The 22,700-nt window shown below is 54.8% G+C and carries 28 protein-coding genes and 2 pseudogenes; 12 read left to right on the top strand and 18 right to left on the bottom strand.

The window, feature by feature from the left end; genetic code table 11:
• Positions 1-6: 6 nt before the first annotated feature.
• Positions 7-447 (top strand): annotated as a pseudogene (locus U4E84_RS05450) (zinc ribbon domain-containing protein); the annotation flags it as partial.
• On the opposite strand, the gene U4E84_RS05445 reads toward U4E84_RS05450, so the two are convergent.
• The 3 genes from U4E84_RS05445 to U4E84_RS05435 form a co-directional block, all read right to left on the bottom strand.
• Positions 396-665 (bottom strand): hypothetical protein, encoded by a 270-nt coding sequence (locus U4E84_RS05445; RefSeq protein ID WP_322531085.1) that lies wholly within the window; start codon positions 663-665, stop codon positions 396-398. The pseudogene U4E84_RS05450 and the gene U4E84_RS05445 overlap by 52 nt on opposite strands.
• A gap of 30 nt (positions 666-695) precedes the next feature.
• Positions 696-905 (bottom strand): hypothetical protein, encoded by a 210-nt coding sequence (locus tag U4E84_RS05440; RefSeq protein ID WP_322531084.1) that lies wholly within the window; start codon positions 903-905, stop codon positions 696-698.
• Between the two features lie 145 nt (positions 906-1,050).
• The gene (locus tag U4E84_RS05435; protein ID WP_322531083.1) at positions 1,051-1,656 is read right to left on the bottom strand and encodes a GNAT family protein; all 606 of its coding nucleotides are present in this window, start codon (positions 1,654-1,656) and stop codon (positions 1,051-1,053) included.
• 113 nt (positions 1,657-1,769) lie between these two features.
• On the opposite strand from U4E84_RS05435, the pseudogene U4E84_RS05430 reads away from it, so the two are divergent.
• Positions 1,770-2,297, top strand: a pseudogene (locus tag U4E84_RS05430) (transposase); the annotation flags it as partial.
• Between the two features lie 579 nt (positions 2,298-2,876).
• Entirely contained in the window at positions 2,877-3,257 is a 381-nt protein-coding gene (locus U4E84_RS05425; protein ID WP_322531082.1) for a GNAT family protein, read from the top strand.
• 138 nt (positions 3,258-3,395) lie between these two features.
• Here the strand turns inward: U4E84_RS05425 and U4E84_RS05420 are convergent, their stop codons facing one another.
• Positions 3,396-4,100, bottom strand: a complete 705-nt coding sequence (locus U4E84_RS05420) for a hypothetical protein (protein WP_322531081.1) — start codon at positions 4,098-4,100, stop codon at positions 3,396-3,398.
• Between the two features lie 355 nt (positions 4,101-4,455).
• Here U4E84_RS05420 and U4E84_RS05415 point away from each other — a divergent pair, with 355 nt between their 5' ends.
• The gene (locus U4E84_RS05415) at positions 4,456-5,271 is read left to right on the top strand and encodes a class I SAM-dependent methyltransferase (protein ID WP_322531080.1); all 816 of its coding nucleotides are present in this window, start codon (positions 4,456-4,458) and stop codon (positions 5,269-5,271) included.
• 497 nt (positions 5,272-5,768) lie between these two features.
• Positions 5,769-7,526, top strand: a complete 1,758-nt coding sequence (locus U4E84_RS05410; RefSeq protein WP_322531079.1) for a Rieske (2Fe-2S) protein — start codon at positions 5,769-5,771, stop codon at positions 7,524-7,526.
• Positions 7,527-7,951: 425 nt separating this feature from the next.
• Here the strand turns inward: U4E84_RS05410 and U4E84_RS05405 are convergent, their stop codons facing one another.
• From U4E84_RS05405 to U4E84_RS05390, 4 genes are all read right to left on the bottom strand, one after another.
• Entirely contained in the window at positions 7,952-8,311 is a 360-nt protein-coding gene (locus U4E84_RS05405; RefSeq protein ID WP_322531078.1) for a hypothetical protein, read from the bottom strand.
• A gap of 191 nt (positions 8,312-8,502) precedes the next feature.
• Positions 8,503-8,817 (bottom strand): nucleoside triphosphate pyrophosphohydrolase, encoded by a 315-nt coding sequence (locus U4E84_RS05400; RefSeq protein WP_322531077.1) that lies wholly within the window; start codon positions 8,815-8,817, stop codon positions 8,503-8,505.
• Positions 8,818-9,204: 387 nt separating this feature from the next.
• Positions 9,205-9,627, bottom strand: coding sequence for an HIT family protein (locus U4E84_RS05395; protein WP_322531076.1), 423 nt, complete (start codon positions 9,625-9,627; stop codon positions 9,205-9,207).
• Positions 9,628-9,789: 162 nt separating this feature from the next.
• Entirely contained in the window at positions 9,790-10,425 is a 636-nt protein-coding gene (locus U4E84_RS05390) for a helix-turn-helix domain-containing protein (RefSeq protein ID WP_322531075.1), read from the bottom strand.
• 84 nt (positions 10,426-10,509) lie between these two features.
• Here U4E84_RS05390 and U4E84_RS05385 point away from each other — a divergent pair, with 84 nt between their 5' ends.
• The 3 genes from U4E84_RS05385 (at position 10,510) to U4E84_RS05375 (ending at position 12,169) form a co-directional block, all read left to right on the top strand.
• Positions 10,510-11,355 carry an alpha/beta hydrolase gene (locus tag U4E84_RS05385; protein ID WP_322531074.1) on the top strand — a complete coding sequence of 282 codons (846 nt, stop codon included), beginning with the start codon at positions 10,510-10,512 and terminating at the stop codon, positions 11,353-11,355.
• 193 nt (positions 11,356-11,548) lie between these two features.
• Positions 11,549-11,701, top strand: coding sequence for a phage terminase large subunit family protein (locus U4E84_RS05380; RefSeq protein WP_322531120.1), 153 nt, complete (start codon positions 11,549-11,551; stop codon positions 11,699-11,701).
• A gap of 54 nt (positions 11,702-11,755) precedes the next feature.
• Positions 11,756-12,169 carry a TRAM domain-containing protein gene (locus tag U4E84_RS05375; protein WP_322531073.1) on the top strand — a complete coding sequence of 138 codons (414 nt, stop codon included), beginning with the start codon at positions 11,756-11,758 and terminating at the stop codon, positions 12,167-12,169.
• Between the two features lie 149 nt (positions 12,170-12,318).
• Here the strand turns inward: U4E84_RS05375 and U4E84_RS05370 are convergent, their stop codons facing one another.
• Positions 12,319-12,600 carry a helix-turn-helix transcriptional regulator gene (locus tag U4E84_RS05370; RefSeq protein ID WP_322531072.1) on the bottom strand — a complete coding sequence of 94 codons (282 nt, stop codon included), beginning with the start codon at positions 12,598-12,600 and terminating at the stop codon, positions 12,319-12,321.
• 137 nt (positions 12,601-12,737) lie between these two features.
• On the opposite strand from U4E84_RS05370, the gene U4E84_RS05365 reads away from it, so the two are divergent.
• The gene (locus U4E84_RS05365; RefSeq protein WP_322531071.1) at positions 12,738-13,442 is read left to right on the top strand and encodes a DUF2071 domain-containing protein; all 705 of its coding nucleotides are present in this window, start codon (positions 12,738-12,740) and stop codon (positions 13,440-13,442) included.
• A complete protein-coding gene (locus tag U4E84_RS05360) occupies positions 13,439-13,870 on the top strand; it encodes a thiol-disulfide oxidoreductase DCC family protein (RefSeq protein WP_322531070.1) in 432 nt (143 codons plus the stop codon). The genes U4E84_RS05365 and U4E84_RS05360 overlap by 4 nt, the downstream gene beginning before the upstream one ends.
• On the opposite strand, the gene U4E84_RS05355 is transcribed toward U4E84_RS05360, so the two are convergent.
• The 8 genes from U4E84_RS05355 to U4E84_RS05320 all read right to left on the bottom strand — a co-directional run bounded on the left by U4E84_RS05355 (position 13,867) and on the right by U4E84_RS05320 (position 19,857).
• Entirely contained in the window at positions 13,867-14,298 is a 432-nt protein-coding gene (locus U4E84_RS05355) for a hypothetical protein (RefSeq protein WP_322531069.1), read from the bottom strand. The genes U4E84_RS05360 and U4E84_RS05355 overlap by 4 nt on opposite strands.
• 85 nt (positions 14,299-14,383) lie before the next feature.
• Positions 14,384-15,934: a hypothetical protein gene (locus U4E84_RS05350; protein WP_322531068.1), complete on the bottom strand. Its 1,551-nt coding sequence runs from the start codon at positions 15,932-15,934 to the stop codon at positions 14,384-14,386.
• A 59-nt stretch (positions 15,935-15,993) separates the two neighbouring features.
• Positions 15,994-16,833, bottom strand: a complete 840-nt coding sequence (locus U4E84_RS05345; protein ID WP_322531067.1) for an ABC transporter ATP-binding protein — start codon at positions 16,831-16,833, stop codon at positions 15,994-15,996.
• Positions 16,834-16,870: 37 nt separating this feature from the next.
• Positions 16,871-17,590, bottom strand: coding sequence for a hypothetical protein (locus U4E84_RS05340; RefSeq protein WP_322531066.1), 720 nt, complete (start codon positions 17,588-17,590; stop codon positions 16,871-16,873).
• A complete protein-coding gene (locus tag U4E84_RS05335; protein WP_322531065.1) occupies positions 17,590-17,817 on the bottom strand; it encodes a hypothetical protein in 228 nt (75 codons plus the stop codon). Before U4E84_RS05335 ends, U4E84_RS05340 begins: the two co-directional genes overlap by 1 nt.
• 162 nt (positions 17,818-17,979) lie before the next feature.
• Positions 17,980-18,420 (bottom strand): DUF5518 domain-containing protein, encoded by a 441-nt coding sequence (locus U4E84_RS05330; protein WP_322531064.1) that lies wholly within the window; start codon positions 18,418-18,420, stop codon positions 17,980-17,982.
• 374 nt (positions 18,421-18,794) lie between these two features.
• Complete coding sequence (locus tag U4E84_RS05325) at positions 18,795-18,968, bottom strand: hypothetical protein (protein ID WP_322531063.1); 174 nt, start codon at positions 18,966-18,968, stop codon at positions 18,795-18,797.
• Between the two features lie 115 nt (positions 18,969-19,083).
• Positions 19,084-19,857 (bottom strand): hypothetical protein, encoded by a 774-nt coding sequence (locus tag U4E84_RS05320; protein WP_322531062.1) that lies wholly within the window; start codon positions 19,855-19,857, stop codon positions 19,084-19,086.
• Positions 19,858-20,603: 746 nt separating this feature from the next.
• On the opposite strand from U4E84_RS05320, the gene U4E84_RS05315 reads away from it, so the two are divergent.
• Complete coding sequence (locus U4E84_RS05315) at positions 20,604-21,266, top strand: DUF4013 domain-containing protein (RefSeq protein ID WP_322531061.1); 663 nt, start codon at positions 20,604-20,606, stop codon at positions 21,264-21,266.
• Positions 21,267-21,339: 73 nt separating this feature from the next.
• The gene (locus U4E84_RS05310) at positions 21,340-21,891 is read left to right on the top strand and encodes a hypothetical protein (RefSeq protein ID WP_322531060.1); all 552 of its coding nucleotides are present in this window, start codon (positions 21,340-21,342) and stop codon (positions 21,889-21,891) included.
• Here U4E84_RS05310 and U4E84_RS05305 read toward each other — a convergent pair whose 3' ends face one another.
• Positions 21,892-22,398 (bottom strand): MarR family transcriptional regulator, encoded by a 507-nt coding sequence (locus U4E84_RS05305; RefSeq protein WP_322531059.1) that lies wholly within the window; start codon positions 22,396-22,398, stop codon positions 21,892-21,894.
• Positions 22,399-22,700: the final 302 nt, after the last annotated feature.

Here is a 22,700-nt window from a genome sequence, read left to right as displayed (position 1 = left end):
CTACCAAAGGTTGGTCGTATCGCCATCGGTGAGTTAAGCCAGATTCGTGAAGACGGGAGCGGTGACTCACGGAATTGGGGTCGGAGTGGAAACAAAAAACTCCACGGCTGGGAGTTCGACCGCTTCACAACGTTACTTGAATACAAGGCAGAAGACCACGGTATCCTCGTCGACCGAAAAAGCGAGCGAGACACGTCGAAGACGTGTTCGTGTTGTGGTCGAAAACGTGATGCGAACCGCGTGGAGCGTGGGTTGTACGTCTGTGAGTCGTGTGGAGCGACCATGAACGCGGACATAAATGGTGCGGTGAATATTTGCAGAAAGATAACTCAGAATCCTCCGACGGAGGATATGAGTAACGGTCGTTTGGCACGGCCAGTAGCTTACCTGTTCGATCAAACCTCTGGGGCGTTCCACCCGATGGAACAGGTGAGTTGCGAACCGTAATATCCCAACGCTTGGGAATCCTCGCCCTTCAGGGCGGGGAGGATGTCAAACTCGCGCTCACTCAGCCGCCACCATTCAATTGGCTTGGCGTGTTGGCCATTTTCTTGAGCCTCGCTGTGGAGTGGTAAATTGACCGGCATCTCTTCAGGGTCGTTTCTCGATAGGTCTCCTGTATTGAGCGAACCAAACCAGCAGATATCATCTTCTGAGGATTTCAACAGAGCCAGTAGAGGCTAAATACAGATAGTTCATCGGTCAGTATCGATGCTCTCGTTGTACTCGCTTTCCCCTATATACCCGAATATTATATTTAGAATTCCTACAATGATAGCAACAGGTCCTGCTGTTGTCCCGAATTCGGCACCACCAGCGGACAACCCAGAGAGAGTTAAGATAATTCCGAGTAAAACAAGGAATACTCCAACTGCCTTCACCAGTCCGCTCACGTGAGCATTCATACAATCTCTTAGTCCTACCTGTATTCATAAAATTACGGCCTGTTGAAAGGTGAGGCGGTGCGTTTATCGAATTAAGTTTTGAGGGCTCTATTGAAATCCTCAGGACCTGATAGTTTTTCACCCCCAATCGCTCAGTACGGGGTAACTATGTCTCACGCATCGATTCTCGATACTGCTTTTGAGTAAGCGTGTAACGGTGATGGTCGATTATCGTCCCGTCAGGTCGAGTCGTCGAGTTACGAATGATCCCGTCGTACTGACCACCGTGTGAAGAGATGTACTTTTCAACGGCCCTCCGAGACCTGTCGTTGCCGTCCTGTACGGGCACGGCGATGAGGTCAAGATCTAAACCCTCGAAAGCCAATTCAAACATCGCATCAGCCCGTTCGCCGGAGTAACCGTTACCCCAGAACTGTTTGCGAAGCCAGATCGCAGGCTTACCCGTCCCTGTCTCCCAGTCGATAATGAGACCACCCGATCCCACGATCTTCCCCGCCCCTGGTTCGCCCTCTTTAGGGCGAATGATATACGCTGCTCGCGTTCCGTCATCCCATTTGTCTTCGAGTTCGTCGAGGTAATCGACCGTTTGCTTCACTGTTTCGTGTGGGTCCCACGGAAGGTATTCGGTGATCTCTTCAATGGACGGCTCGTGGCGGGAACACAGTTCGTAATAGTCGAAGACATCGACGTTCTCATGACAGAGCTGCTGTAGATGGAGATTTTCCGTCTCGATCTTTCTCGGAAACAGCATAGAGAATAATGATTGAGAGCAGTTTAAAGGGTCATCGGAGAGTCAACACGCACTCTTCAGCGACTGGCTGTTTCTGGCAGTAATATGTCTGAAGAATATGATTTCGACAGAGCCTGACTCTCTCAACGGCGTTACTTCCGACGAGCGGCGTCGTTGGAGTTGATGCGTCAGGGTTCGACCGGAGTCACGCCTCAAAACACTACACGAAACGAGCTGAACTCACGATTCAGCAGCCCAAAGTGACACTATTGGTGGATACGAAAGTGCATGTAATCCTCGATCTACACGTAACGACTACACGAAAACACGATAGCTAAATCGCCCCGTCGTTGATCAAGTGTAATCCCGAGAGTAGTGAGATTTTGCTCGGTGACAAGGTGTACGTCGACCAGAAGATCAGACGACTTGCTCGTTACTACGAGGTTCGCCCGCTGTTCAAGCATCGTGAGTTCACACTGCTCCACAAGGCACGGAACGCACGGTTGAACGCTGATCTCTACGGACAACGGAGTCAATCAGAAACGGTCAACTCAACGCTCAAACGGAAATACGGTGCGTTTGTCCGCTCCCGACGCTGGTGGAAGCAGTTCTGTGAACTCACTATTGCTTGTCTCATTCACAACATCGACCGATCACTCTGAGCAGTCAATACGGAGGTACACTTCTCAGACGATTGAGAGTAGTATGGGTAGATGTCCAACACTGAGTTCCCGTCCTCATGGACTGACTCCTCTACGTTGCAGCTATCGTTAGCGTGATCGCCACCGGTGCACTCTATTTTTATGCCGGCTTCACACAATCTGGTCTAACTATAGAAGAAATCACGCTTGTGATCTTCGCTATTCTTCTCCCGACATCACTCGCTCGTCGTTTGTGAACTAACTGTATCAATTTGCTTCATTGAGACTCCCACCGAGTGGTAGTTCAGTGGCGGAAATGTCGAATAATGAGTATTTCAACAAAGCCGAATCGTTAATTATCATACTACACAATTAAATTAGTTCAAATTCTTTATGTTAAATAACCCATTGGAGTCCTTTACTTGCGATTGGAGGTGCGTCATCAATGCGGTTGGGCGAAATTTCATAATCGACCTTGATTTCGAAACTGGTGAGCAGCAGAGATCGTGGGTCAAGGTAATAATCTGGTGAAAAATCTAATCTTATAATTAGAACGGTTATTCATTATTTGTAATATGACTGGGCCAGTTTATCTCGAAGGTGGACGGTTGGAACTTCGGACTGTCGAATCCGAAGACAAGGAATTCATTCAGAAACATTGGAATTGGTGATCCCATCGGCTTCATCTGGCTATTTCACATCGACGATATTGCCGCTCGGGGTGAACTTGGATATTGGATCTGTCCCGAAGAACAAGGACAGGGATACGCAACCGAATCCAAAAAACTCGCACTGAAATACGCTTTTGATGAACGAGGGTTACAGAAGGTTGTAGCGCGCGCCTTCGAAGGAAATGCAGCCCCCAGACGAGTCCTTGACAAATTGGGATTCAAAGAAGAAGGCTACCTCCGAGATCATTATTTTGTTAACGGCGAATACATCGATACATATCTGTTTGGGCTCCTTGCTGACGATAGATGACCTATCTGGCTCTGTTGAACCCTCACTGCCTGACACAACACACCTGCTGCTTATCAGGGTCTGTAGTAACACCCGCTTCGTGATTTCTCGTGCCCTCGCCAGTAGGCGGGACGCCACTTAGAGTAGCAAAAGGGCGTATCAGTCATTCATTGCGGCAATGAACAGTCGAAGATTCGTTCCGAGTTGCGTAACGAGTGCGGGAAGAAATCGCTTCCGCGCACCCGAAAGAGCAGTATCGAGTGCTGCGGTTGCGTCCACGAAAACGCCTTCGCCATGTCCGAAGAGAATACGCTCGGGTTCGAGATCACCAAGAGTCGCCCTTGGCGGAAAGAGCCGGTGTGAAAGTACAACCCCAACTCGTTCACTGCCCACTGTGTATCCCGGACCAGATGCAAGTAAATCTGGGATGATCAGTGTACCGTCAGCTTCGCGGTATGCAATAGCTTCCTGCCATAGTGAGAGGGGTTCGAACCGATAGACCTCGAATCCGGAGTCTCCGAACTCTGAGTCATACTGCTCAATGGGAGCATCAACACGTTCACCGACGCGATTCATCCAGCGTGGCACATACACTGGTACGCCGTAACGATTGGCAACCGTTCCGGCATCCCTCGCGTGGTGGCTACAAAGCACGGCGACACCAGTGACGTCACCCAGTTCATCGAGAAGCTCGTCGATATTCGGTGCGTCAACCGGATCAATGACCCAGACTCCGTCATCTGCTTTGACTGCATGACTCGCACGTTTTCCTTCTTCCTCGGGATGGGCCAACCAGCCGAATCCGTCGTCCCATCTGTCGATTACTTTAACATCCGATGCGGAGGACCTATCGTAGACGGGCATAAGAATCCAGTTTCGAGGAACCTACTCAATTATTTCGATTGCCCTGATCAGTCATACTCTAAGGGGTTTTATTTCACTAGGTTCAAAAATATCGCGGAGTATGGCAGGAATAACGTCGCGTCAATTCACTTGTTCGCGTCGTCGTGTGGTTCGTATCCTCCTGGGGACCGTCGGGCACTATTCAGGGATCCGCCGTAGCGAGGTCTCGTTCGACGAATAAGAGCGGTGAGAATGAGGAGTCTGCGTCAGCAACCGGAGCAGCGAATACGGGAGCTAACTGACTCTGAACATTCTCTAAGGATTTCAACAGAGCCGGCAGAAAGTATATCAGCCGATTCTCGTATATCGTGGGTTGATGACAGACACTGGGTCCCCGCAGGAGGAGTATGTCGAGGCGAATCGCACACACTGGGAACAATTGGTAGCGGACCATCCAGACATTGAGTCGGCTGAACCCGTAGCGGAGTTTTTAAGCGGCGATTCAAAATTGCTCCCGGTCCAGCATGAAGAGCTGGACTCGGTTGAAGGAAAATCACTCATCGATTTACAATCGCATCTTGGCATTCGAACACTCTCGTGGGCCCGAGAAGGAGCCACAGTGACTGGTGTTGATATCTCCGCCGAGTCGATCGCTGTCGCACGTGAACTCGCTGCTGAAGCCGGACTGGCTGATCGCGCAGCATTCATCCAAGCGAACGTGCTTGATCTTCCGTCCGAACACGACGACCGCTACGATATCGTCGTCACGAACTTCGGTGTCCTCTGTTGGCTGCCAGATATCGACGAATGGGCGTCGGTCGTCGCTGAATTGTTGAAACCCGACGGTGTATTCTATCTGGCAGAACATCACCCGATTGCGACAGCACTCTCGGATAGCCTCGGTGCTGACGGAGACCCAATAGCGATCGAAAACCCGTACTTCTCGACAGAGACGCCAGCCACACAAACAGATGAGCCACCGCACAAATGGACACACGGACTGGGTGAAATCTTGACTGCGCTCATCGAAGCAGGAATCGAACTCGAATTTATCCACGAACACTCGTTTTCAATAATTGAGCGCTCCCCCGAGATGGTTCAAGCCGAGGACGGAACCTGGCACTTTGAGTCCGATATCGATATCCCGCTGTTGGTGACCGTGAAAGGGACACGACAACCCGATAGCGACTAATCTACGTTACCAAGGGTATCGACCATACCCAAGCAAGGACAGACGGTTTGGAACTCGCATAGCCGACGGACAAGCTTTTGAACTGCCTCGGGGTCAGGCACCGAGGCACTCGCCTTACACCGCTTGTAGAGGTGTGTTTCAATCGCGGAATTCAGTTCGTTAGTTAGGAACTCACCTGTCTCCATCGCATAAGTACTTCCCCCGAAGTACCTGGACGTACCCGCGGTCCAATCCCTTCGTATCGACTTAGTATGACAGCAGTGTGTCGACATACCCAGCATTGAGCACGCTCCCACCATTCAAGATTCGCCGTATCTAACGCTTCTTCGGGCAGATCTTGATTAAGCATAGACATTTAATCCATAGATCGGCTCGTTTTTCAAACTGGCTTATTTAGACAGTACCTCGTGCCGCAGGCAGTTAAGACAAACCTGACGTGAAGGGTCGAACGCAGTCGCGGGCGAACACATATTTGTCTCGCCCTGAGATCACTATGTATGTCATCTGACCCCACGGACCATGATATGATTGCGGTCGCTGACATCGACAGTCTCCGCGATGACGGACGGACAGTCACGATGGCAGGCAGCCGCCCGGTCGCGCTTTTTCATCACGAGGGTGAGGTGTACGCAGTTGATAACCGCTGTCCGCATATGGGATTCCCGCTCTCGAAAGGCAGCGTCGAAGACGGCCTGTTGACCTGTGACTGGCACCACGCACGGTTCGAGCTCGCGCAGGGTGACACGCTGGACATCTGGGCCGACGATGTCCAGACGTTCCCGACCCAGGTTCAGGACGGTTCCGTCTACGTCGATCCAGATCCCGACCCCGATGTACCCCCGGAGACCCACTGGCGCAACAGACTGGCCGACGGTCTGGCAGAAAACCTCTCGTTGGTCGCCGCGAAGGCCGTCATCCATCTTGACCACTACGACGAGGGATTCACGACACCACTGGAGACCGCAGTCGATTTCGGAACGCAGTACCGCGCCGACGGCTGGGGGCGGGGAATGACGACGCTCGGCGCGATGGCGAACCTCTATGATGCTCTCGCCCACGACGAGAAATTGCGGGCGATGATCGTTGGTGTCACTGAGGTCGCGGACAACTGCGACGGTGAACCACCCCGATTCGAACAGTACGCGCTTGGCAACGACGACCTCTCCAAGCAGCGGCTCAAATCTTGGTTCCGCGACACCTGTGATGTCCGCGACAGTACGGGTGCCGAACGCTGTCTCCGCACCGCGGCGAACGTCCTCAACCGTGAGGACCTCGTCGAAGTCCTGGTCGCCGCTGCCACCGACCATATCTATATGAACAACAGCCACACAATCGATTTCCTCAACAAAGCCGTCGAGGCACTGGATCACGTTGGCTGGGACCGCCGGGAACCCGTCCTCGCCACCGTAGTCGACGCCATCGCGGACGCCTCACGGGGCGAAGAAACCAGCACGTGGACCCGGCCGGTTGATGTGGCCGGGCTGTGTTTCGACGCTGCCGAGGACCTACCCGAAATGGTCGCCGCCGGGACCGGCAAGGAGTGGGACCGCCCCACCGACTTTATCGACACGCTGCTGTCGAGCGACCCACACGAAATCGATGACGCTCTGCGGGATGCCGTCGCCGCCGGCGCGAGTTCCGAGCAACTCGCACACGCGATTGCGGTCGCCGCACTCCGTCGAGTCGCACACTTCGGTACCGGGAACGAATTCAGCGACTGGAACACGGTCCACCACACGTTCTCGTTTGCCAACGCTGTCGACAACCTCGCCCGTCGCACTGACGCCCCAGACATCTACGAGGCCTGCTGGCAGGGCGCGATGTCGGTGTATCTCGATCGGTTCCTGAATCAGCCGCCGGCGACCATTCCCACCCCCGGGACAGGCGCGGACGGCAACCCAGCCGAACTCCGGAACCGCCTGCTGGCGGCCTTCGACGAGCAGGGCGGCGTCGACGAGGCGGCACGGATCGTCGCCGGGCACTTCGACGCCGACGGCGACCCCACAGCACTCAAACAGACACTGGGCGAGGGCCTGTTACGAGAGGACGCCAACTTCCACACCCTGCAGAGCGTCGAGGCTGGCTTCCGCCAGTTCGAGTTGGCCGAAAGCGACTGGGAACGACGACTGGCGCTGATCGTGCCGGCACGGTATATGGCTGCTCACTTCCCCACTCGCCGCGAGCGCGAGCAAACGGTCAGGATTGCGGTGCGACTCTTCGACGGCGAGGCTATCCACGAAGACATTGACAACTGACACCGACGCTTACACACGACGTTGTTCAGTGTTCCCATCAACTTCGAGAAACGGCTCTTCGAGATTCGACGGATGGATTTCGGCGTCTTCAAATGGATCTCGCAGATGGTGCTGGAACACGACAGTCACGTCACCTTCTGTGACGACAGTCACGATTGTCAGACTAGGATCAGAATACACCCGGCTCGGTTTGTCAAGAAGCTTGAACAGACGTAGAGCTGGTTACCAGAGCTATGTAGAAGCTTGGCATATGATGGAGGATGAGGAAGAGGAAAAATCGATCCTACAATCTGTTTTCAAACTATCGTATGTCTTCTCAACATCTATACAAAAGAAGTAGGCTCTGTTGAAATCCTATTCTTCAGACATATTACTGCCAGAAACAGCCAGTCGCTGAAGTGTGAAAATGTATCGAAGTACGGCAATCAGTCTTGATTGCGGTAATGGGCAGCGAACAATTCTGTAAAGATACCGACAGCTGGAGTGAGTTGAGCTATCGTTCCGGTAAACTCGTCCATTGAGATGAGCAAGTACGAGGCATAGGTGAATCCACCGAGTATCAACAGACAACCTGTAGCCAAGGACAGAGGGTCTCCTACTCCATAGAAATAGAGCCGAGATGCGCCCCAGAGAACGAAAGACACTGGAATTGCCCACCTGACCACGGGGAGAATCTGCGGATATATCGTCAGCGCTCCAGCTACGAGACCCCCACCAACGAGCAGGGTCAAGAGCCGCCCAATCGGATTGTTCCAGACTTTATTAGCCGATCGACCAACGCTCATCACTCTACTGTCACTACAACATACAATAAGTATTCCCTCCGTTTGAAGTGATAGCTGGCTCCCCCTGTACTGAGCGATTGGGGGTGAAAAACTATCAGGTCCAGAGGATTTCAACAAAGCCAAAAATTCGGCTCTGTTGAAATCCTTAACAGGTGACATATTCTACTCCGGTTGCGGTCAATACAGGATACTCACTTTTCGACTCGTTCGAGAACGATCCCCTCATCAAAACGACCACGCTGTTCGGCTTTCCGTCTCCGCTTATCCCGTAGAGATTCGAGGGAAACGCCTCGCTCCTTTCGTATGGCGTGGAGCACCTCCAAGACATCCGCCAACTCCTCAACCTCACCGCTGTCCAGGTATTCCGTCACCTCTTCAGCCAATTTCTCGTCTAGTCGCTCGGAGTACTCGTCTCCCTCGACGGTGTGTGTGATCGGCGTCTCTCCGTTCTCTTCGATGATCCGGGGGATCTCGTCTCTGACCAGTTTGTCGAACTCCTCGGTCATGTCTCGATGTTCGAAGAGCAATTTATAGAAGTAGCTATGTACGGTGCGCACTCTTCAGCGACCAGGTGTTTCAGGAAAGAATATATCTGAAAAATAGGATTTCAACAGAGCCATAAATCTGTATCGTGCGAGTAGTAGCGTATTCCCATCAATGCCCTCCATCGACGACGAACGGACTCGGAGAGACCTGTACATAACCGCCTCCTTCTTTTGCAAACTCTCTGTTATTGGGTTTCCACTGGGTGTGTTCCTGGCGTATCGAGCGTGGAATATCCACAAAGGACTGTCACGCAATAGCGATTGAAATTCTACTAAGTTGGAGAATTACTCCTGTCCGTTACCGCTTTGCCCCGTAGCCTCCCGCGATCAATACACAGCGCATATCGGTCACGGCTGGGGAGAGAGTTCGTCCCGGATCTTGGTCGCAATCTCCTGTTGCCGTGTCTCATCAGACTCCTCGCCATTCCACCCCAAGGCTACTGTGTCCTCTTCATATCGGGGAATGACGTGAATATGAGCATGGAAGACATCTTGGCCTGCGGAGACACCATTTGACTGGACGATGTTGTAGCCCTCAAGTTGGTAGGCTGATTCGAGCGCACTGGCCACCCGGTGAACAGTTTGAAATACGTCTCCAGCGAGGGACGTAGGTATGTCGGTTAGGGTTTCGTAGTGCGACTTCGGAATGACTAGTGTGTGTCCACGAGTCGCCGGTTCGATATCGAGGAATGCAAACGAATGGTCGTCCTCGTAGAGCCGATGTGCAGACGAGTCCTCGGCAACGATGGAGCAAAACGCACAGTGTGACATGGGCGATTATTTGGCCGCATCGAAAAAAGGTCCTACCAACCGTCAGCGAGACACTCATAACCAGTGCGCATACATGCTCTGAGTCGGTCACGCGACTTCTGACAGAAGATGAGTAGTTCGAACAACTCGACCTGAACGCACAGCACATAGCGAGATTACGAATTATTCTATGACTGCTGTTATCACCGATTGCTCAGCCTTTCGCAACAGTTCGCCGGCCGTGCTACGTGAACAGCCGATCGCGTCGGCGACGTCTGCAACGGTTCCATTCCGTGGTATTTCGTAGTAGCCAACAGTGATAGCTGACGTTAACGCCTCTCGTTGTCTGTCGGTGAGCAATCCCGACGATACCCCCGGTCGGTACCCTCGGACTGTTTCAATATCAACCGTAGTGTACTCCTGGAGCTGGCCGTAGAGGTCACTCAGTGCAGCCGAAGGTCCGACTGCGTCGAACCTGACTGACCCGTTGCCGTAGAACACGACTGGTGGTGGAAACGCAACTGCCGCGTCAGAGATTGTGTCCAGTAATGCCTGCCGGAGTTCGAGCTGAGGCTCCTCAATAAGCGCGTATGTACCAGTTTTATCCTCATGAAGTGACACGCCAACAACTGTGTCGACTCCGTCCAGTAGCCCTCCAACCGTTGCTCGATCTGCATCGAACCATACAAGCGCGGTCCCATCCGGTGTCGGGCTCCAACACACCAGATCAGATCGCGTTGTCATATCGGTGTCGCCAACGGCCGCCTGGATTGGATGCACTGGGTCCGAATATTTCGTCTGGAATGTGACTCGTTGCATAGCTGGTCTACTCAGGTGATAGTATATCAACTACCGGATGGATCCGGGAGAAACATCAGGTCCACGGCGACGAAATCGTCGCCAATGGCCGGCGAACCGACGAAAACCACGACAATACGGGGCCAGACGCTTGCGTTCAACGAGTACGGCGACCCTGAGGGAGAACCGGTCGTGTTTCTTCACGGGACACCCGGATCGCGGCTGCTCAGCGGATTGTTCAATGATACCGCGCGACGAGTGGGCTGTCGGATCATCGCGCCTGATCGCCCAGGCTTTGGTCGGTCAACGTCATGGCCGGTGCGGAAGTTGACCGATGCTGGGATCATTGTCGCGAACATATTGGATGCATGTGGAGTCGCTGACGCACGGCTTGTGGGCTTCTCCGGCGGTGGGCCGCACGCACTTGCGGCCGCTGCAACACGTTCAAACCGTGTCCGCGAAGTTCATCTCGTCTCAGGGGCAACACCGCCAGAGATGGGAGAACCGGTGGCAAAACAGCAACGTCTTGCCACGTTAGCTCGCCGAACACCACGGTTGCTTGGAGGCTTATTCCGCACGCAAGCATGGCTCGCAAATTGGTGGCCGAACATCGTCGTCTCACAGTTCACCATTGACCCCCAAGGGATTTCAGATACAGACATTCATCTCGTTACAAGTGATTTTATTGAGGCTGTTAAGGGAGGGGGGAGCGGTGCTGTCACGGAGTCTCGGCTACTGGCTACCCCTTGGACGTTCGACCTCACCGACGTTGACGTCGCCACGCAGCTGTGGCACGGTACGCGGGACGAGAACGTCCCGGTCGATGGCATCCGAGAACTGTGTGAATCGCTTCCGGATGCCGACCTTACGGTGCACGATACGGACCACCTGTCGACGCTATTAGCATACCGTGAGTCGTTCGCAGAGTGCGGTACTCGTGACCGAACGTGAGTTGAGTGATCTATCCTCTATATTCAGCACCACCACGAAAACATATCATCGCTTAAGTATTTCAACAGAGCCGGTGGTCTCTATCTACTGGAAAACCGGTGTGTTCGCCGCAAAGCCGCCAAAACCTTACAATCAAGGCCTGCTAAGAATCCCTTGCAAGGAACACTGTCACACGCTCCTTCCACCTCTTTCCATGAACGTTGACGAATCGTCGCTCGGTCGCTGTCCGGAATGTGGTGAGGAAATATTGGAAGCGTGGATTCTTGTTGAGTACGAAAAGAACGACGGTTCAGAGGGTGTGTGGACCGAGTGCCCGGCATGTGGTGACGTTGTAGCCCCGGAGTAGCGCAGACAGCAGAGTAAAGTGCTCTTCATTGCGTCTACAGTGTACGGTCTTCAAATGGAGATTTCAGAGCAACTTCAGTGTCTGTTTTCGGGCAAGATCGAAGAGTGTGATGGGTCATATGTGATTAAGATACCGGAGCAAGAGCTCCGACTTGGCGAGCTACAGGCAGACGAGACGTATCGTGTGGCTGTTCTGCCGGCACCCGCAACCAACGATGCAAACAATACTGACGCCGATCCACAGCTCGAACAAGCCCCACAGTCGCCCCCTGTCAAGGAGGGCGAACAACGCACCGTCGAAATTGAAGACATTGGCGACCAAGGAGACGGTATCACCCGTGTTGAGCGCGGGTTCGTCGTGATTGTTCCCGACACCAAACAGACTGAGCGTGTTACTATCGAAATTACCGATGTGCGCGAGAATGTCGCCTTCGCGGAAGTTGTCGAGCGCCTCAGTTACTACGAGTAGTCTGAAACAGCAATCCTCTTTGTCCCTAGGCAAGGACGCATGACAGATACGTACTCATCAGCGACCAACTGTTTCATGTACCATTACGTCTGAAGAACAGGGTCTTAACAGAGCCACAGAGCCCTCTAATCTTGGTTGGGATGGCTCAGTCAGTCGTCGTGGTCGATATACTGATGTTCCCACTCTGCCCGTGCCTCGATCTCTCTGGTCCCTCGGCGAGTGGTGGTGTACTCGTTGGTTCGCCGATCGCGCTGGCTTTTCTCAATGAGTCCCTTCTCGACAAGTGTATCGAGATTTGGGTATAGTCTACCGTGGTGAATTTCTTTTTCGTAGTAGTTTTCGAGTTCGTCTTTGATTGCGAGACCGTGTGGGTCATTGAGGCCAGCAAGTACGTACAGCAGATCCCGCTGAAACCCAGTAAGGTCATACATATCTCAATATCATGTACCCATCTTTTGAAATACTATTGATCTTCGAAGAGTTGGTTTGTTGAACTTGATGAGTGAGTTCCGGTGGTACTGCCGAGTGGACCAAGAGGAACTATTGTTGGCGAATATAATCACTCTGTATGGTTGTCCCGCTGGAGATGGGCTGGCGTCACCTGCTGTTCGAGAACTGGCCGGTCGATCCAGATCTGATGGACGCCCATCTTCCCGGGTCACTCAGCGCGGATCGTCACGACGGGAGTGCGTGGCTCTCGGTGATCCCGTTCACGAACGTCGCTGTCCGGCCGAAGGGGGTCCCACGACCGCTGGGGGTGCGACTCCCGGAGATCAACGTCCGGACGTACGTCACGCGTGAGGGTGTGCCGAGCGTCTACTTCTTCAGCCTGGACGCGCAGGGACTCGCCAGTGTCACCGGCGCGCGCCTGTTCCACCACCTGCCGTACTACTACGCCCGGATTTCACTTGAGATGAGCGACGGTCAGGTCCGGTTTACCAGCCGGCGACGCCATCCTGGTGCCCGCCCCGGCCACTACGAAGCCACCTACTGGCCGACCGGCGAACCCTTCGACGCCCCCACGGACTCATTGGCGGAGTTCCTCGTCGAGCGCTATCGGTTCTACACCGAAGCGCCCGACGGGTCCATCCGCTACACCGATGTCGATCACGACACGTGGACGCTGTACCCGGCCGCCGCAACTGTCGAAACCGATACACTGTTGCGGGCCGACGGCTTCGCGCGTCCGGACGAAGAGCCCGTGTACTACTACAGCCCGGGGCTCAATGTCGTCGCATCTCGGAGCAAACAGTTGCGGGAGAACACGGGATGACCACTGAGACGGACGATGAGACGGGTGTCGGGTCGAACGAGGCGGTTGTGTTGTTCGACGGAGTCTGTAATCTCTGTAACGGGCTTGTTGCCTTTCTGATTCCCCGGAACTCTGACGGGCGACTTCGATTCGCCGCGCTACAGTCCGACGCGGGACAAGATCTGTTGACTCGGCACGGCCTACCGACGGAGGGGTTCGATTCGTTCATGCTCGTCGAAGGAGATCGACTGTATACGAAATCGGACGCCGCAATCCGCGTTGCGGAACTGCTCGGCTGCCCGTATCGCGCAGTACGCATCAGTCGGCTTATTCCGAGCAGGGTCCGCGATTCTCTGTACGACGTTGTCGCCAACAATCGCACCGACTGGTTCGAACGGAAAGACCAGTGTATGATACCCAACGAGGACGTCAGCGACCGGCTTCTCTAACGCACGGCGACCACAAGATGGAACAGGCCGATGAGCGTGAACCCCGCTGCGACTAACCAATCGCCCGGTCGGGAGCCCATGTGACGCTGCGTCGCCGCACGGAGAAACCACCAGCCGGCGATCCACGCGAGCAGGTACGGCGCGAACCACGCCGCACGCCAGCGCGAGGCAAGTAAATCGACGAGTCCGATCGAAACCAGGGTGTAACTGACGGCGTGGTTCATGATCTGAGCGATGCCACGGATATCCGATCGCTTCGTCTGGTACGTGACGACGAGCAGCGTAAGCGGACGCAATGAGTCTCCCTCGGTTGGTATCGCGCCGTCGAAGTCCAGTAGCCACGGCATAGCGAAGTGAACGGTTCCGAGGACAACGGTGAACGCACCGCAGATGAGGAAGCCGGCTGTAAGAACGGAGTAGGGGACCATCCGTGGACAGATATTCAGCTGGAAGGTATTGGGATTGGGGGTCTCGTCGCCCTGCTATCTCTGGTAGAGTTGATGCGTTCGTCGCTCACCCGAGACGATAGTTTCGAACACGGTCTCGTGCGACGTACATCGAGACGATACCGACGAGACACGCGAGTACCGCCGAAACGAGCGTCCCACCGAGACCGATCACGAACCGCTCGACGCCGACGACCGAGGCGATCGCGTGGCCAGCAGTTCCAGAGTGAGCGATGATGGTCGGGAGTGCAACGACGAGCACCGCGACCGAGTAGATTGCGAACGCGAATGCGCTGGGCACGATCGCTTTGGTGCTTCGAGAGACGCTGACGGCCTCAAAACGCGGAAATCCGACACCGATCCCGGTGCCGATCGCACCTGACACGGCCGACAAGACGAGCGCTGACACGGCGAGGCTCGCAACAACCGGGACCGGATGTGGACTCAGAAGGCCCGCGATAACGGTCGCTGCGACGGTTATCGGCGCTATCAGGAGGGCACCGGAGAGGACGTGTCCGACGACGAGCGAGCGCTCGGGAGCCTCCGAGAGCAGTGTGACAGGGAGTGCTGCCCCCTCCTGTCCCACCACGTTAAGTGCAAACAACGACCCGGCAACCCACGTACCGCTGAACATAATCCACAACGGAAGCCCGGTTCCGATCTCCCCTGTTTGGGCGGCCGTGACAATCGGGCCGGCGAGGACGATCAGGGGATACAACGCGAACGACAGCGAGATCGGTGACCGGCGGGCACGTTTCCAGTCGACTGCGACGACACCGAACACTGGCTGTGAGAGAATTCGTGCGAGTCCGTCGAACTGTGAAGCGTCGTCGTCCGACCGCTCGAGCTTATGGGTGATGTGAACACCGTCAGCGTACCAGAGCCACTCCGAGAGTCGGTACAGGGTCAACCCCGCTACACCGACAAACACTGCCGTGAATCCCACTGCGCCGATCGCTCTGAACGGTGACGCCCCGATACCGAGCCCCAATGCCGCGAGGTCGCCGAACCAGTCGATCGGCGTCGGTGCGAGTACTCGATAGATCGGTTCCAGAACCGATGCGAACGCGTTCGTGAAGATCAGCGCGAAGTACCCGATACCGACCAACAGGAGAAACAGCGTACGAAGGCGGCTGAGCAGCCGCGAGCGAACACCAGCGTTCCGAACGCTCAGCGCGAGGAGGAAGCCTGCCGGGATTCCGGTCACGAGTATGAGACAGAGTGTGAGCAACAGGGTGGGGATCGTGAGTAGTGAGCCGGCACCGACAGCGAATGCGACCGTAACGGCACTTCCAACTGTGAGGAAGAACGCCACCCAAAGCATGAACTCGGCGAGGACGAGACCACCAATCACGTCCCGGTGTGACACCGTCGTCAACAAGCCGTCAAGGTTGTCTGGGCGAAGCGCCACGGCGTACGCGCGATATCCCCCCAACCCGACCACGAAGGTCCAGCCATAGACAAACGCCATCCGCACCCATTCGATGAGCGGTTCAGTCTCGCTTCCGGCAACGAACCCACCGACAAGGTACGCTCCGAACACCCCACCAATCGAGAACGGAAGCAGCATGACCGCTGCGAACGCGAGCGCCAACAGCTGCGTCGTATTCGCTTTCATCGTCCGCCAGCGACGCCGGAGTTCGATCCGAGCAATGAGCCGCGGACGTTGCGCCCGCGTCATCGGTCCCCGACCGGTTCGTCGTCCTCGACGCGCACGTCTTGTCGGGGCGTAGCGTCTCCGGTCTCTCCGGTAGTCGAGTCGGGAGCTGCCGGTCCGCGTTCGGCGGTGACCGAGAGGAACACGTCTTCGAGGGTCGTTCCCTCCTCGGCTTCCATCCGCGCCGTCAGTGCCGTGGGTGAGCCCTCGGTAACGAGGTCGCCCTCATAGAGGACGCCGACGACATCCGCGAGCTCCTCGACGACCGAAAGGATGTGTGTCGAGAGGAACACCGTGTGGCCGGCGTCGGTCAGGTCCGCGATGACGTCGAGGACGGTCCGGGCCGCCCGCGGGTCCAAGCCGCTGGTCGGCTCGTCAAGGAACACGACATCGGGTTCGTGTAACAGTGCCTGAATCAGCCCGATCTTCTGGCGCATCCCCTTCGAGTAGTCATCGATCCGCTTGTCCGCATCGTCAGTGAGATCGAATCGATCCAACCAGTCCGCGATTCGAGTCTCCATCTCGGCGGCGGAGAGATCACGAAGCCGACCGAAGTATTCGAGTTGTTCACGTCCGGTGAGCTCATCGAAAACCGGCGGTTCCTCGGGGAGATAGCCGATTGATGCTCTAATGGCATCACGATCCGAGACGGGATTCCCGTTGATCCACGCCTCGCCGTCAGTCGGCCGCGTCAGCGACGTCAACATCCGCATTGTCGTCGTTTTTCCAGCGCCGTTCGGTCCGAGGAAGCCGTACACTGTGCCGCGTTCGACGGTGAGATTGAGCCCGTCGACGGCGACCTCGGTCCCGAATCGTTTCGTCAGTCCGTGCGTTTCGATGGCGTCTGTGTTTCGTGTCATCGGACGGGTGAGGTGGTTGGTTTCGTACTGCAGTCGGTCACAAGACGATGCCTCCGAATCCGACAGCCACGAAAGCCAGCGCGATCACCGTCGGGAACACGGCTTTCCGAAGACGTGCGAACGCAAACCGTCTCGGGGAACGATCAGTGATGATGAGGTCACCCGCGAGGGCGATTTCGTTCTGCCGGCGTTCCGTGACTCCCGCAATACGATATTCCTCGCCGGGGACGATCCGTCGTTCGACGTAGCGCCGCGTGCCGAGGCCCGGGACAATCCGTATCCATCTCGCAACGGGTTTGAGTTCATCTCGGATGTCGACGAACCGCTGGATACGCTCGGGTGGTGTTTCACTGGTACTGACGGTGATAACCGTCGATTCCGTATCAAGCGCGAACCGTTTGGCCGACGGGACGACGCCGAGAGTTCCGGTCGGACTGTCGAGCGTGAACGGACGCGTCGCCACGCCGTCGTCAAGATGAGCGTGAAACCACGGGATCCCGATCCCGAACGGTTGCCGTTCGGTGACCTCGAACTCGAAGCCGAGACACCGAGACCCCGTGAATGGAGCCGTGAGGATCTCGCTCGATTCGTTCGCAACGCCGCGGCACACGACGAAGGAGCCGGTGTCCGTCACCTCGCTTGGGTCTTGGACGTTGGCATGGAGGACACGCGGGACGACCACGAGCGGTCGGAGTCCGTACCAGCCGATCGCAAGACTGAGAGCGATGAATCCGATTCCGGCGACCGTGTACAACATCAATGAGAGAGGTGTGGGTTGTCCAACCCATTGGAGCGACAGGCTGCTGTCGTCGCGTCCGATTGGAACCGTTCTTCGGCTATCCCACCGAGAGAGAGTACCGGATCGAGTGCCGCGAAGCACAGCTGTCGGGCCTGGAGGACGGCGAGGATCGGTATCGGGACGGACAGTATCGGTTGCTTGCGGCGGAGTCGCGCGGCTTCTCGGAAGGGCTTGAGGAGGGCCATACTACATATCACCACGAAGATAATATATAAAACGGCGGTACGATCCGATCTGATCGATTCGGTGAAACTCATTTAAAATGACACATTAATCTCCGCTACAGTCAATATAGCGGACTTGTGAACCGGTCAATAAAGAGCGTATGGGCCACGGTTTGCGGTAGATTATGACGTATTCGCGCTGGTCCTCAATTGCAAGCAAACGGTATTTGCCACCCACCCACCGGCACGGCCACAGACTAGACCGAAGACGGGGGCGATGCACAACCCCAGTCCGACAGCGAAGACCCAGAACACAACCCTAGAGAGCGGCCATACTACAATCGGGCTACCGGTCGGAGTACTGATTACGGTCACGATGAAGGTGAGTACCGCCAAGACACCTCCAATGAAGCCAGTGCGGAGTCCGGCAGCACCCGGGTCCGTGGCACGGATTACGGCGATGACTCCCGAAATAAACGCACCGATTATCATAATACCGCCACCGAGTGTTGCCTCCGAGTGTGGCAGCTGATTGATTACGGCTGCAACAGGTAGCGATGAGAGCGTGCCAATGAGCGCGACTCGCCACGCCGATGGTACAGTGTTGAGGAGCGAGGGGGACATACAATTCTCAAAACAACTGAGAGCCAGCATAAAATCTTCGTAAGAGTGGCATAGGTAGGGGAATAACGGCTAAGATGTGGTACATCTACAATCTTCAGCGACCGGCGGTTTTATGCGAAAATATGTCTGATGAATAGGATTTCAGAGTCGATCCCGAAAAGTATACGGACATGACCCGTCAACCTGACCTGTAGGTGTACTGGATAATCGCTCATACTCGTAGCCGCCGTATGTGATTTCTGCGAGATAAATGCCGACCAGAATACCTGTTCCTTTCGTGATTCTAACTGGAGCTCCTCATATCGTGACTTCCATCTATCCGAACACTCTAACGTTTCGTACACGAGATTCTACTGTCGAATCTCTGTGAGCGATTACTCCGCGTGTTTCAGTATTTGAGGGGTGACGATCACCTCAAGCGCAGCAATCCCGAGTGCGATCCAACGAATCGTGCCTTCGAGGAAGAGGAACGCGATGATGGCGATGACCGCGGCATTAACGAAGCTAATGCCATAGCGAATGGCTGGACTGTCAAAGATGGAGGGCATATGTATGGTCCGATTAGGTGCCTAATCTTATTCTTTTATATCCTCGCTCAAGAGAACTACTCTCGTTGACGGCTATCGGCTTCTTCATCGGATAGTAGTAGAAGTGAACTGTTGATTAGTTCCCGATGCTATCGAGCGATTCTGAAACCCGATTCGTCTCGACTCGGTCTGAGCTGTCGCCTTGTACCTGTAGATAGGCCGCAGCAATAATCCCGTACAGCAGGACGAAGAGGATGCTATTGAGCGTGTTCACGATGAGTTCTCCGACGACCGCTGCGTCGGTAATGTCGAAGAGAGTTCCGACGATACCACTGATGGCTCCGATGACGCCAGCAAGGATGACGAGGACAGCGAGCTTCAATCGGTTCCCGCGTGACAGTCCCCAACTCTGTTTGAGTCCACTGACGATTCCCCGATCCTCAACGCCGATCGCGAACGTGAAGAACAGGAAACTGACTGCGAGGAATATGCCGGGAAAGAACAACAATACGAATCCGATCATAATAGCGGGGCCGACAATGAGCCCGCCGACGAACAGCGAAAGCGTGGCCCGTCCCATGCGCCGCGTGTAGAGATCACTCGGGAAGGTTGATAACTGCGCTTTGGGGCGAGTGAATGCCCGAGAAAGGACGACGAAATACGCGGAGCTGAGAATGACGGCCGCGACGAATAGGCCACCAGCAACAGTACCCGAGACGGGGAGTGTCATTCCGAGGGCTGCTTCAATTTCGCCTGCCGGGCCAGCCGGAAAGAAGCTGATAACTGCCGTGTTGATCGATGCCTGTGTCAACAACTGAAATGCGAGAAACCCAACGAGAAGTACCCCACCGGTTGGCGTGAGTACTCGCTTGATCCCATCGCTAATCGCTCGCCCAAGTTGGAGGGTCATATCGTGTTTCCGGTCCCATTAGAGCATAAACACGGGGAAGGGTCATATCGGATTTTAACTCATATACAGGATGTTCTAGAAAAGTTAGCACACTTGTGTTGCTCCTCGGGGATCGGTCAAGACAGTATGTACATGTAGAATTAGTAGTCCAGTTTCTAATTGTCCGCTCGTAACCGTTCAGGAAAGACCGTGTGTTCCGCTATGAGAGCAAAGAGTAGTCCAATATAACTCCCAACAATGAGGGCGTCAAATGACGATATAAATGGGGGGATTCCGAACGCAAGCAAAAGCCCGAGTGTGAGAGGAAAGACAATCATAGCGATACCAAACACCACCAATGTCAAACGCTCTCGGCGCTGTTCCGAGTATCGGTCACGTACAACCCAGACAACCGGACCGGCAAGGAGCGCGATACCGACTGCAGTGCCCACAATAGACCCCATAGAATAAGACCATCTCCCTTGAGTCGAAAAAAGCTCAACAGAGCGTATATCCCTCCAAATACGAATACAAGGAATTGTCGCGCAGCGGGTGAGAGCGGGGGGATCATGTGTCAAAGAAATCTCGATTGGTATAAAATATTTCCACGGGAAAGCCGAACCACTTGCAGATTCGTTGGACTAGATAACCTAGTTAAAAAGGTAGACACAACTCCTAGTCAAGTGTTCTATAATGAGGGACAACTTGATTCAATTTGATTTTGAACTTCAGAGACCGTTTTTATCACGTGGACCGTTGGGTTGCCTATGAGTTCTGAACAGACCGTTACGGGGGAGTCCCCAGATCCATCGACTGCTGACGAAGGCTTGCTTCGTTTTTCTGTGCTCTATCCTAGCCGTGATGGGTGGGAGACAGTACTCGTCGGTGGAGTCATGATCCTGTTCCTCTGGTTGATTATTCCGCTGTTCATCGCCGCAGGATATTTCCTCCGTCTAACGCGAGCAGCAGGTCGCGGCGATGTCGAACCACCCGCATTCGACGACTGGTGGGGACTACTTGTAGACGGCGTGAAACTGGTTCTCGTCTTGCTGCCTGCCACAATCGTCTACGCACTAGCTATATTCCTCGCCGCAGAAGTTCATGACGCGCTTGCGTTCCTCGTTGCTCTCGCTGGCTTCTACGTGTACCCCAGCATCTATATGAACTATTCAGTCACCGACGACTGGAAAACAGCCTACAACCCATCGATCCTCATTGAACAGCTCACGACAACCACGTATCTATACGGCTTTCTCCTCTATGTGCTCGTCATCAACGGGATCGGCGGCATCGTGGCTATATTGCTGCTTGGTGCTTCACTATTAACAATCGTTGGATGGATCATCATCTGGCCGATGATCTACTTTTACTGGTACGGGATGGATGCGGCGCTCTGGGGGCGAGTATATATTCGACTTGAAACGACCTGAAAGCGTCCTCAATTGTCGCGTAGCGCGCTCACATATCGAAGTTACTTTCCTGATTCAGTTGGTGGTACGCATAATGGCCACCTATGAAGCGTTTGACCAAGGCGTAGAGGTGAACGGTCAAACGGTCCTCACAGTCGTCGAAAAGGCAATGGGACGGTTTTCTGAAACCTATCAGGAGCGGGCACTCCAAGCACTTGCTGCGGAAGGAATCACGGATCCGGATCCTGAAGAGTGGTATCCGCAGCAAACCTGGCTGGATACCTTTGAGACGATTGCTGAGGAGCTACAGCCGCATGTCCTCGATCGCCTTGGCGAACAGCTGCCGGAAGTCGCCACGTGGCCGAACGACTTCGATACCGTTCCTAAGGGGCTCCAGTCGATCGATGATGCCTATCAACAGAATCATCGTGGGGGCGACATCGGCTCCTACGAGTTTGAGCAGATAGAGGATCGAGCGGGCGAGCTCACGTGTTACAATCCGTACCCTTGTCCGTTCGACCGAGGACTCATCCGTGGTGTCGCTAGACAGTACGCGTCTGTCGATGCGTTCGTCTTTATTGAGGAAACTGGAGACACGTGTCGTCGTGACGGGGACGATACCTGTACGTACACCGTGTACTGGTGACTATCGATCGTAGGATTCGAGGGCATCTCGGAGTTCTGCAGCGGTGAAGTCCGACGCGAGGGAGGCTATCTCTTGGAGATCCTCGTACGTCTCTCGTAGCTCTTCGATCCGTTCGGCCTCGGTTTCGCTCTCGTCAGGGAGTTGTGCTTGTGCGCGTTGAATTGTTCGTAACGTCGTTTGGATCTCCCGTTGGATGTACTGCTGGAACACGTCTTGTAGAATGAACCAAATTTCTCGCTCAGCCGCATACTTAACGCGTCGTCCGCCGCCCGCCGAGGATCGACGATGGATGAGCCCGATCCGCGTCAAGGTACGAGTGACGTTACTGATCGTTGATTTCGCGTAGCCTGTCTCGTCGACGAGCTCTGGGATTGAAAGTGGGTCTTCGGAGAAGTATAACACACCGTAGATGCGGCCCGCACTTCGGCTGAGACCGTAGACTTCTGCCGACTGCTCCATCGACTCGATAACCCGCTCGCGCGCAACGGCGCGATCATCTTCACTCATAGGTGGATGGTGTCCATACTACGTGTTGGGTACTCTGTTGAGTCATACTTTGGTTATGAAATCCGTAAGTATTAAATCGTTTGATTCGTTTGTTCGGAGTGAACCGAACAAACAAAACTCCCCCGTCAAACCCTCATCAAATCTATGGCAAGCGCCTTCCCACACCAGCCCCCAGTCACCCACGCTCCCCGTGAACAAACGAACATCGTTGTCAACCGAGACGAGCCAACTGAGATACTACAGGTCCTCTCATCCGGGTCGGCACAGGAGATTTTGAGTACACTCAACTCGGAACCGAAAAC

The sequence above is a fragment of the Halorubrum sp. AD140 genome (assembly GCF_034497445.1).
In the GTDB taxonomy this organism is placed as follows: Archaea; Halobacteriota; Halobacteria; order Halobacteriales; family Haloferacaceae; genus Halorubrum.
The sequence above is the reverse complement of the archived record's forward strand: the minus strand, read 5'-3'. Positions and strand labels throughout refer to the sequence as shown.

What these genes read in the sequence shown, in the direction of transcription:
- U4E84_RS05440 (WP_322531084.1), bottom strand. Translation starts at nt 905, where the DNA reads ATGAATGCTCACGTGAGCGGACTGGTGAAGGCAGTTGGAGTATTCCTT.
- U4E84_RS05435 (WP_322531083.1), bottom strand. Translation starts at nt 1,656, where the DNA reads ATGCTGTTTCCGAGAAAGATCGAGACGGAAAATCTCCATCTACAGCAG.
- U4E84_RS05420 (WP_322531081.1), bottom strand. Translation starts at nt 4,100, where the DNA reads ATGCCCGTCTACGATAGGTCCTCCGCATCGGATGTTAAAGTAATCGAC.
- U4E84_RS05415 (WP_322531080.1), top strand. Translation starts at nt 4,456, where the DNA reads ATGACAGACACTGGGTCCCCGCAGGAGGAGTATGTCGAGGCGAATCGC.
- U4E84_RS05410 (WP_322531079.1), top strand. Translation starts at nt 5,769, where the DNA reads ATGTCATCTGACCCCACGGACCATGATATGATTGCGGTCGCTGACATC.
- U4E84_RS05405 (WP_322531078.1), bottom strand. Translation starts at nt 8,311, where the DNA reads ATGAGCGTTGGTCGATCGGCTAATAAAGTCTGGAACAATCCGATTGGG.
- U4E84_RS05400 (WP_322531077.1), bottom strand. Translation starts at nt 8,817, where the DNA reads ATGACCGAGGAGTTCGACAAACTGGTCAGAGACGAGATCCCCCGGATC.
- U4E84_RS05395 (WP_322531076.1), bottom strand. Translation starts at nt 9,627, where the DNA reads ATGTCACACTGTGCGTTTTGCTCCATCGTTGCCGAGGACTCGTCTGCA.
- U4E84_RS05390 (WP_322531075.1), bottom strand. Translation starts at nt 10,425, where the DNA reads ATGCAACGAGTCACATTCCAGACGAAATATTCGGACCCAGTGCATCCA.
- U4E84_RS05385 (WP_322531074.1), top strand. Translation starts at nt 10,510, where the DNA reads ATGGCCGGCGAACCGACGAAAACCACGACAATACGGGGCCAGACGCTT.
- U4E84_RS05380 (WP_322531120.1), top strand. Translation starts at nt 11,549, where the DNA reads ATGAACGTTGACGAATCGTCGCTCGGTCGCTGTCCGGAATGTGGTGAG.
- U4E84_RS05375 (WP_322531073.1), top strand. Translation starts at nt 11,756, where the DNA reads ATGGAGATTTCAGAGCAACTTCAGTGTCTGTTTTCGGGCAAGATCGAA.
- U4E84_RS05370 (WP_322531072.1), bottom strand. Translation starts at nt 12,600, where the DNA reads ATGTATGACCTTACTGGGTTTCAGCGGGATCTGCTGTACGTACTTGCT.
- U4E84_RS05365 (WP_322531071.1), top strand. Translation starts at nt 12,738, where the DNA reads ATGGTTGTCCCGCTGGAGATGGGCTGGCGTCACCTGCTGTTCGAGAAC.
- U4E84_RS05360 (WP_322531070.1), top strand. Translation starts at nt 13,439, where the DNA reads ATGACCACTGAGACGGACGATGAGACGGGTGTCGGGTCGAACGAGGCG.
- U4E84_RS05355 (WP_322531069.1), bottom strand. Translation starts at nt 14,298, where the DNA reads ATGGTCCCCTACTCCGTTCTTACAGCCGGCTTCCTCATCTGCGGTGCG.
- U4E84_RS05350 (WP_322531068.1), bottom strand. Translation starts at nt 15,934, where the DNA reads ATGAAAGCGAATACGACGCAGCTGTTGGCGCTCGCGTTCGCAGCGGTC.
- U4E84_RS05345 (WP_322531067.1), bottom strand. Translation starts at nt 16,833, where the DNA reads ATGACACGAAACACAGACGCCATCGAAACGCACGGACTGACGAAACGA.
- U4E84_RS05340 (WP_322531066.1), bottom strand. Translation starts at nt 17,590, where the DNA reads ATGTTGTACACGGTCGCCGGAATCGGATTCATCGCTCTCAGTCTTGCG.
- U4E84_RS05335 (WP_322531065.1), bottom strand. Translation starts at nt 17,817, where the DNA reads ATGGCCCTCCTCAAGCCCTTCCGAGAAGCCGCGCGACTCCGCCGCAAG.
- U4E84_RS05330 (WP_322531064.1), bottom strand. Translation starts at nt 18,420, where the DNA reads ATGTCCCCCTCGCTCCTCAACACTGTACCATCGGCGTGGCGAGTCGCG.
- U4E84_RS05325 (WP_322531063.1), bottom strand. Translation starts at nt 18,968, where the DNA reads ATGCCCTCCATCTTTGACAGTCCAGCCATTCGCTATGGCATTAGCTTC.
- U4E84_RS05320 (WP_322531062.1), bottom strand. Translation starts at nt 19,857, where the DNA reads ATGACCCTCCAACTTGGGCGAGCGATTAGCGATGGGATCAAGCGAGTA.
- U4E84_RS05315 (WP_322531061.1), top strand. Translation starts at nt 20,604, where the DNA reads ATGAGTTCTGAACAGACCGTTACGGGGGAGTCCCCAGATCCATCGACT.
- U4E84_RS05310 (WP_322531060.1), top strand. Translation starts at nt 21,340, where the DNA reads ATGGCCACCTATGAAGCGTTTGACCAAGGCGTAGAGGTGAACGGTCAA.
- U4E84_RS05305 (WP_322531059.1), bottom strand. Translation starts at nt 22,398, where the DNA reads ATGAGTGAAGATGATCGCGCCGTTGCGCGCGAGCGGGTTATCGAGTCG.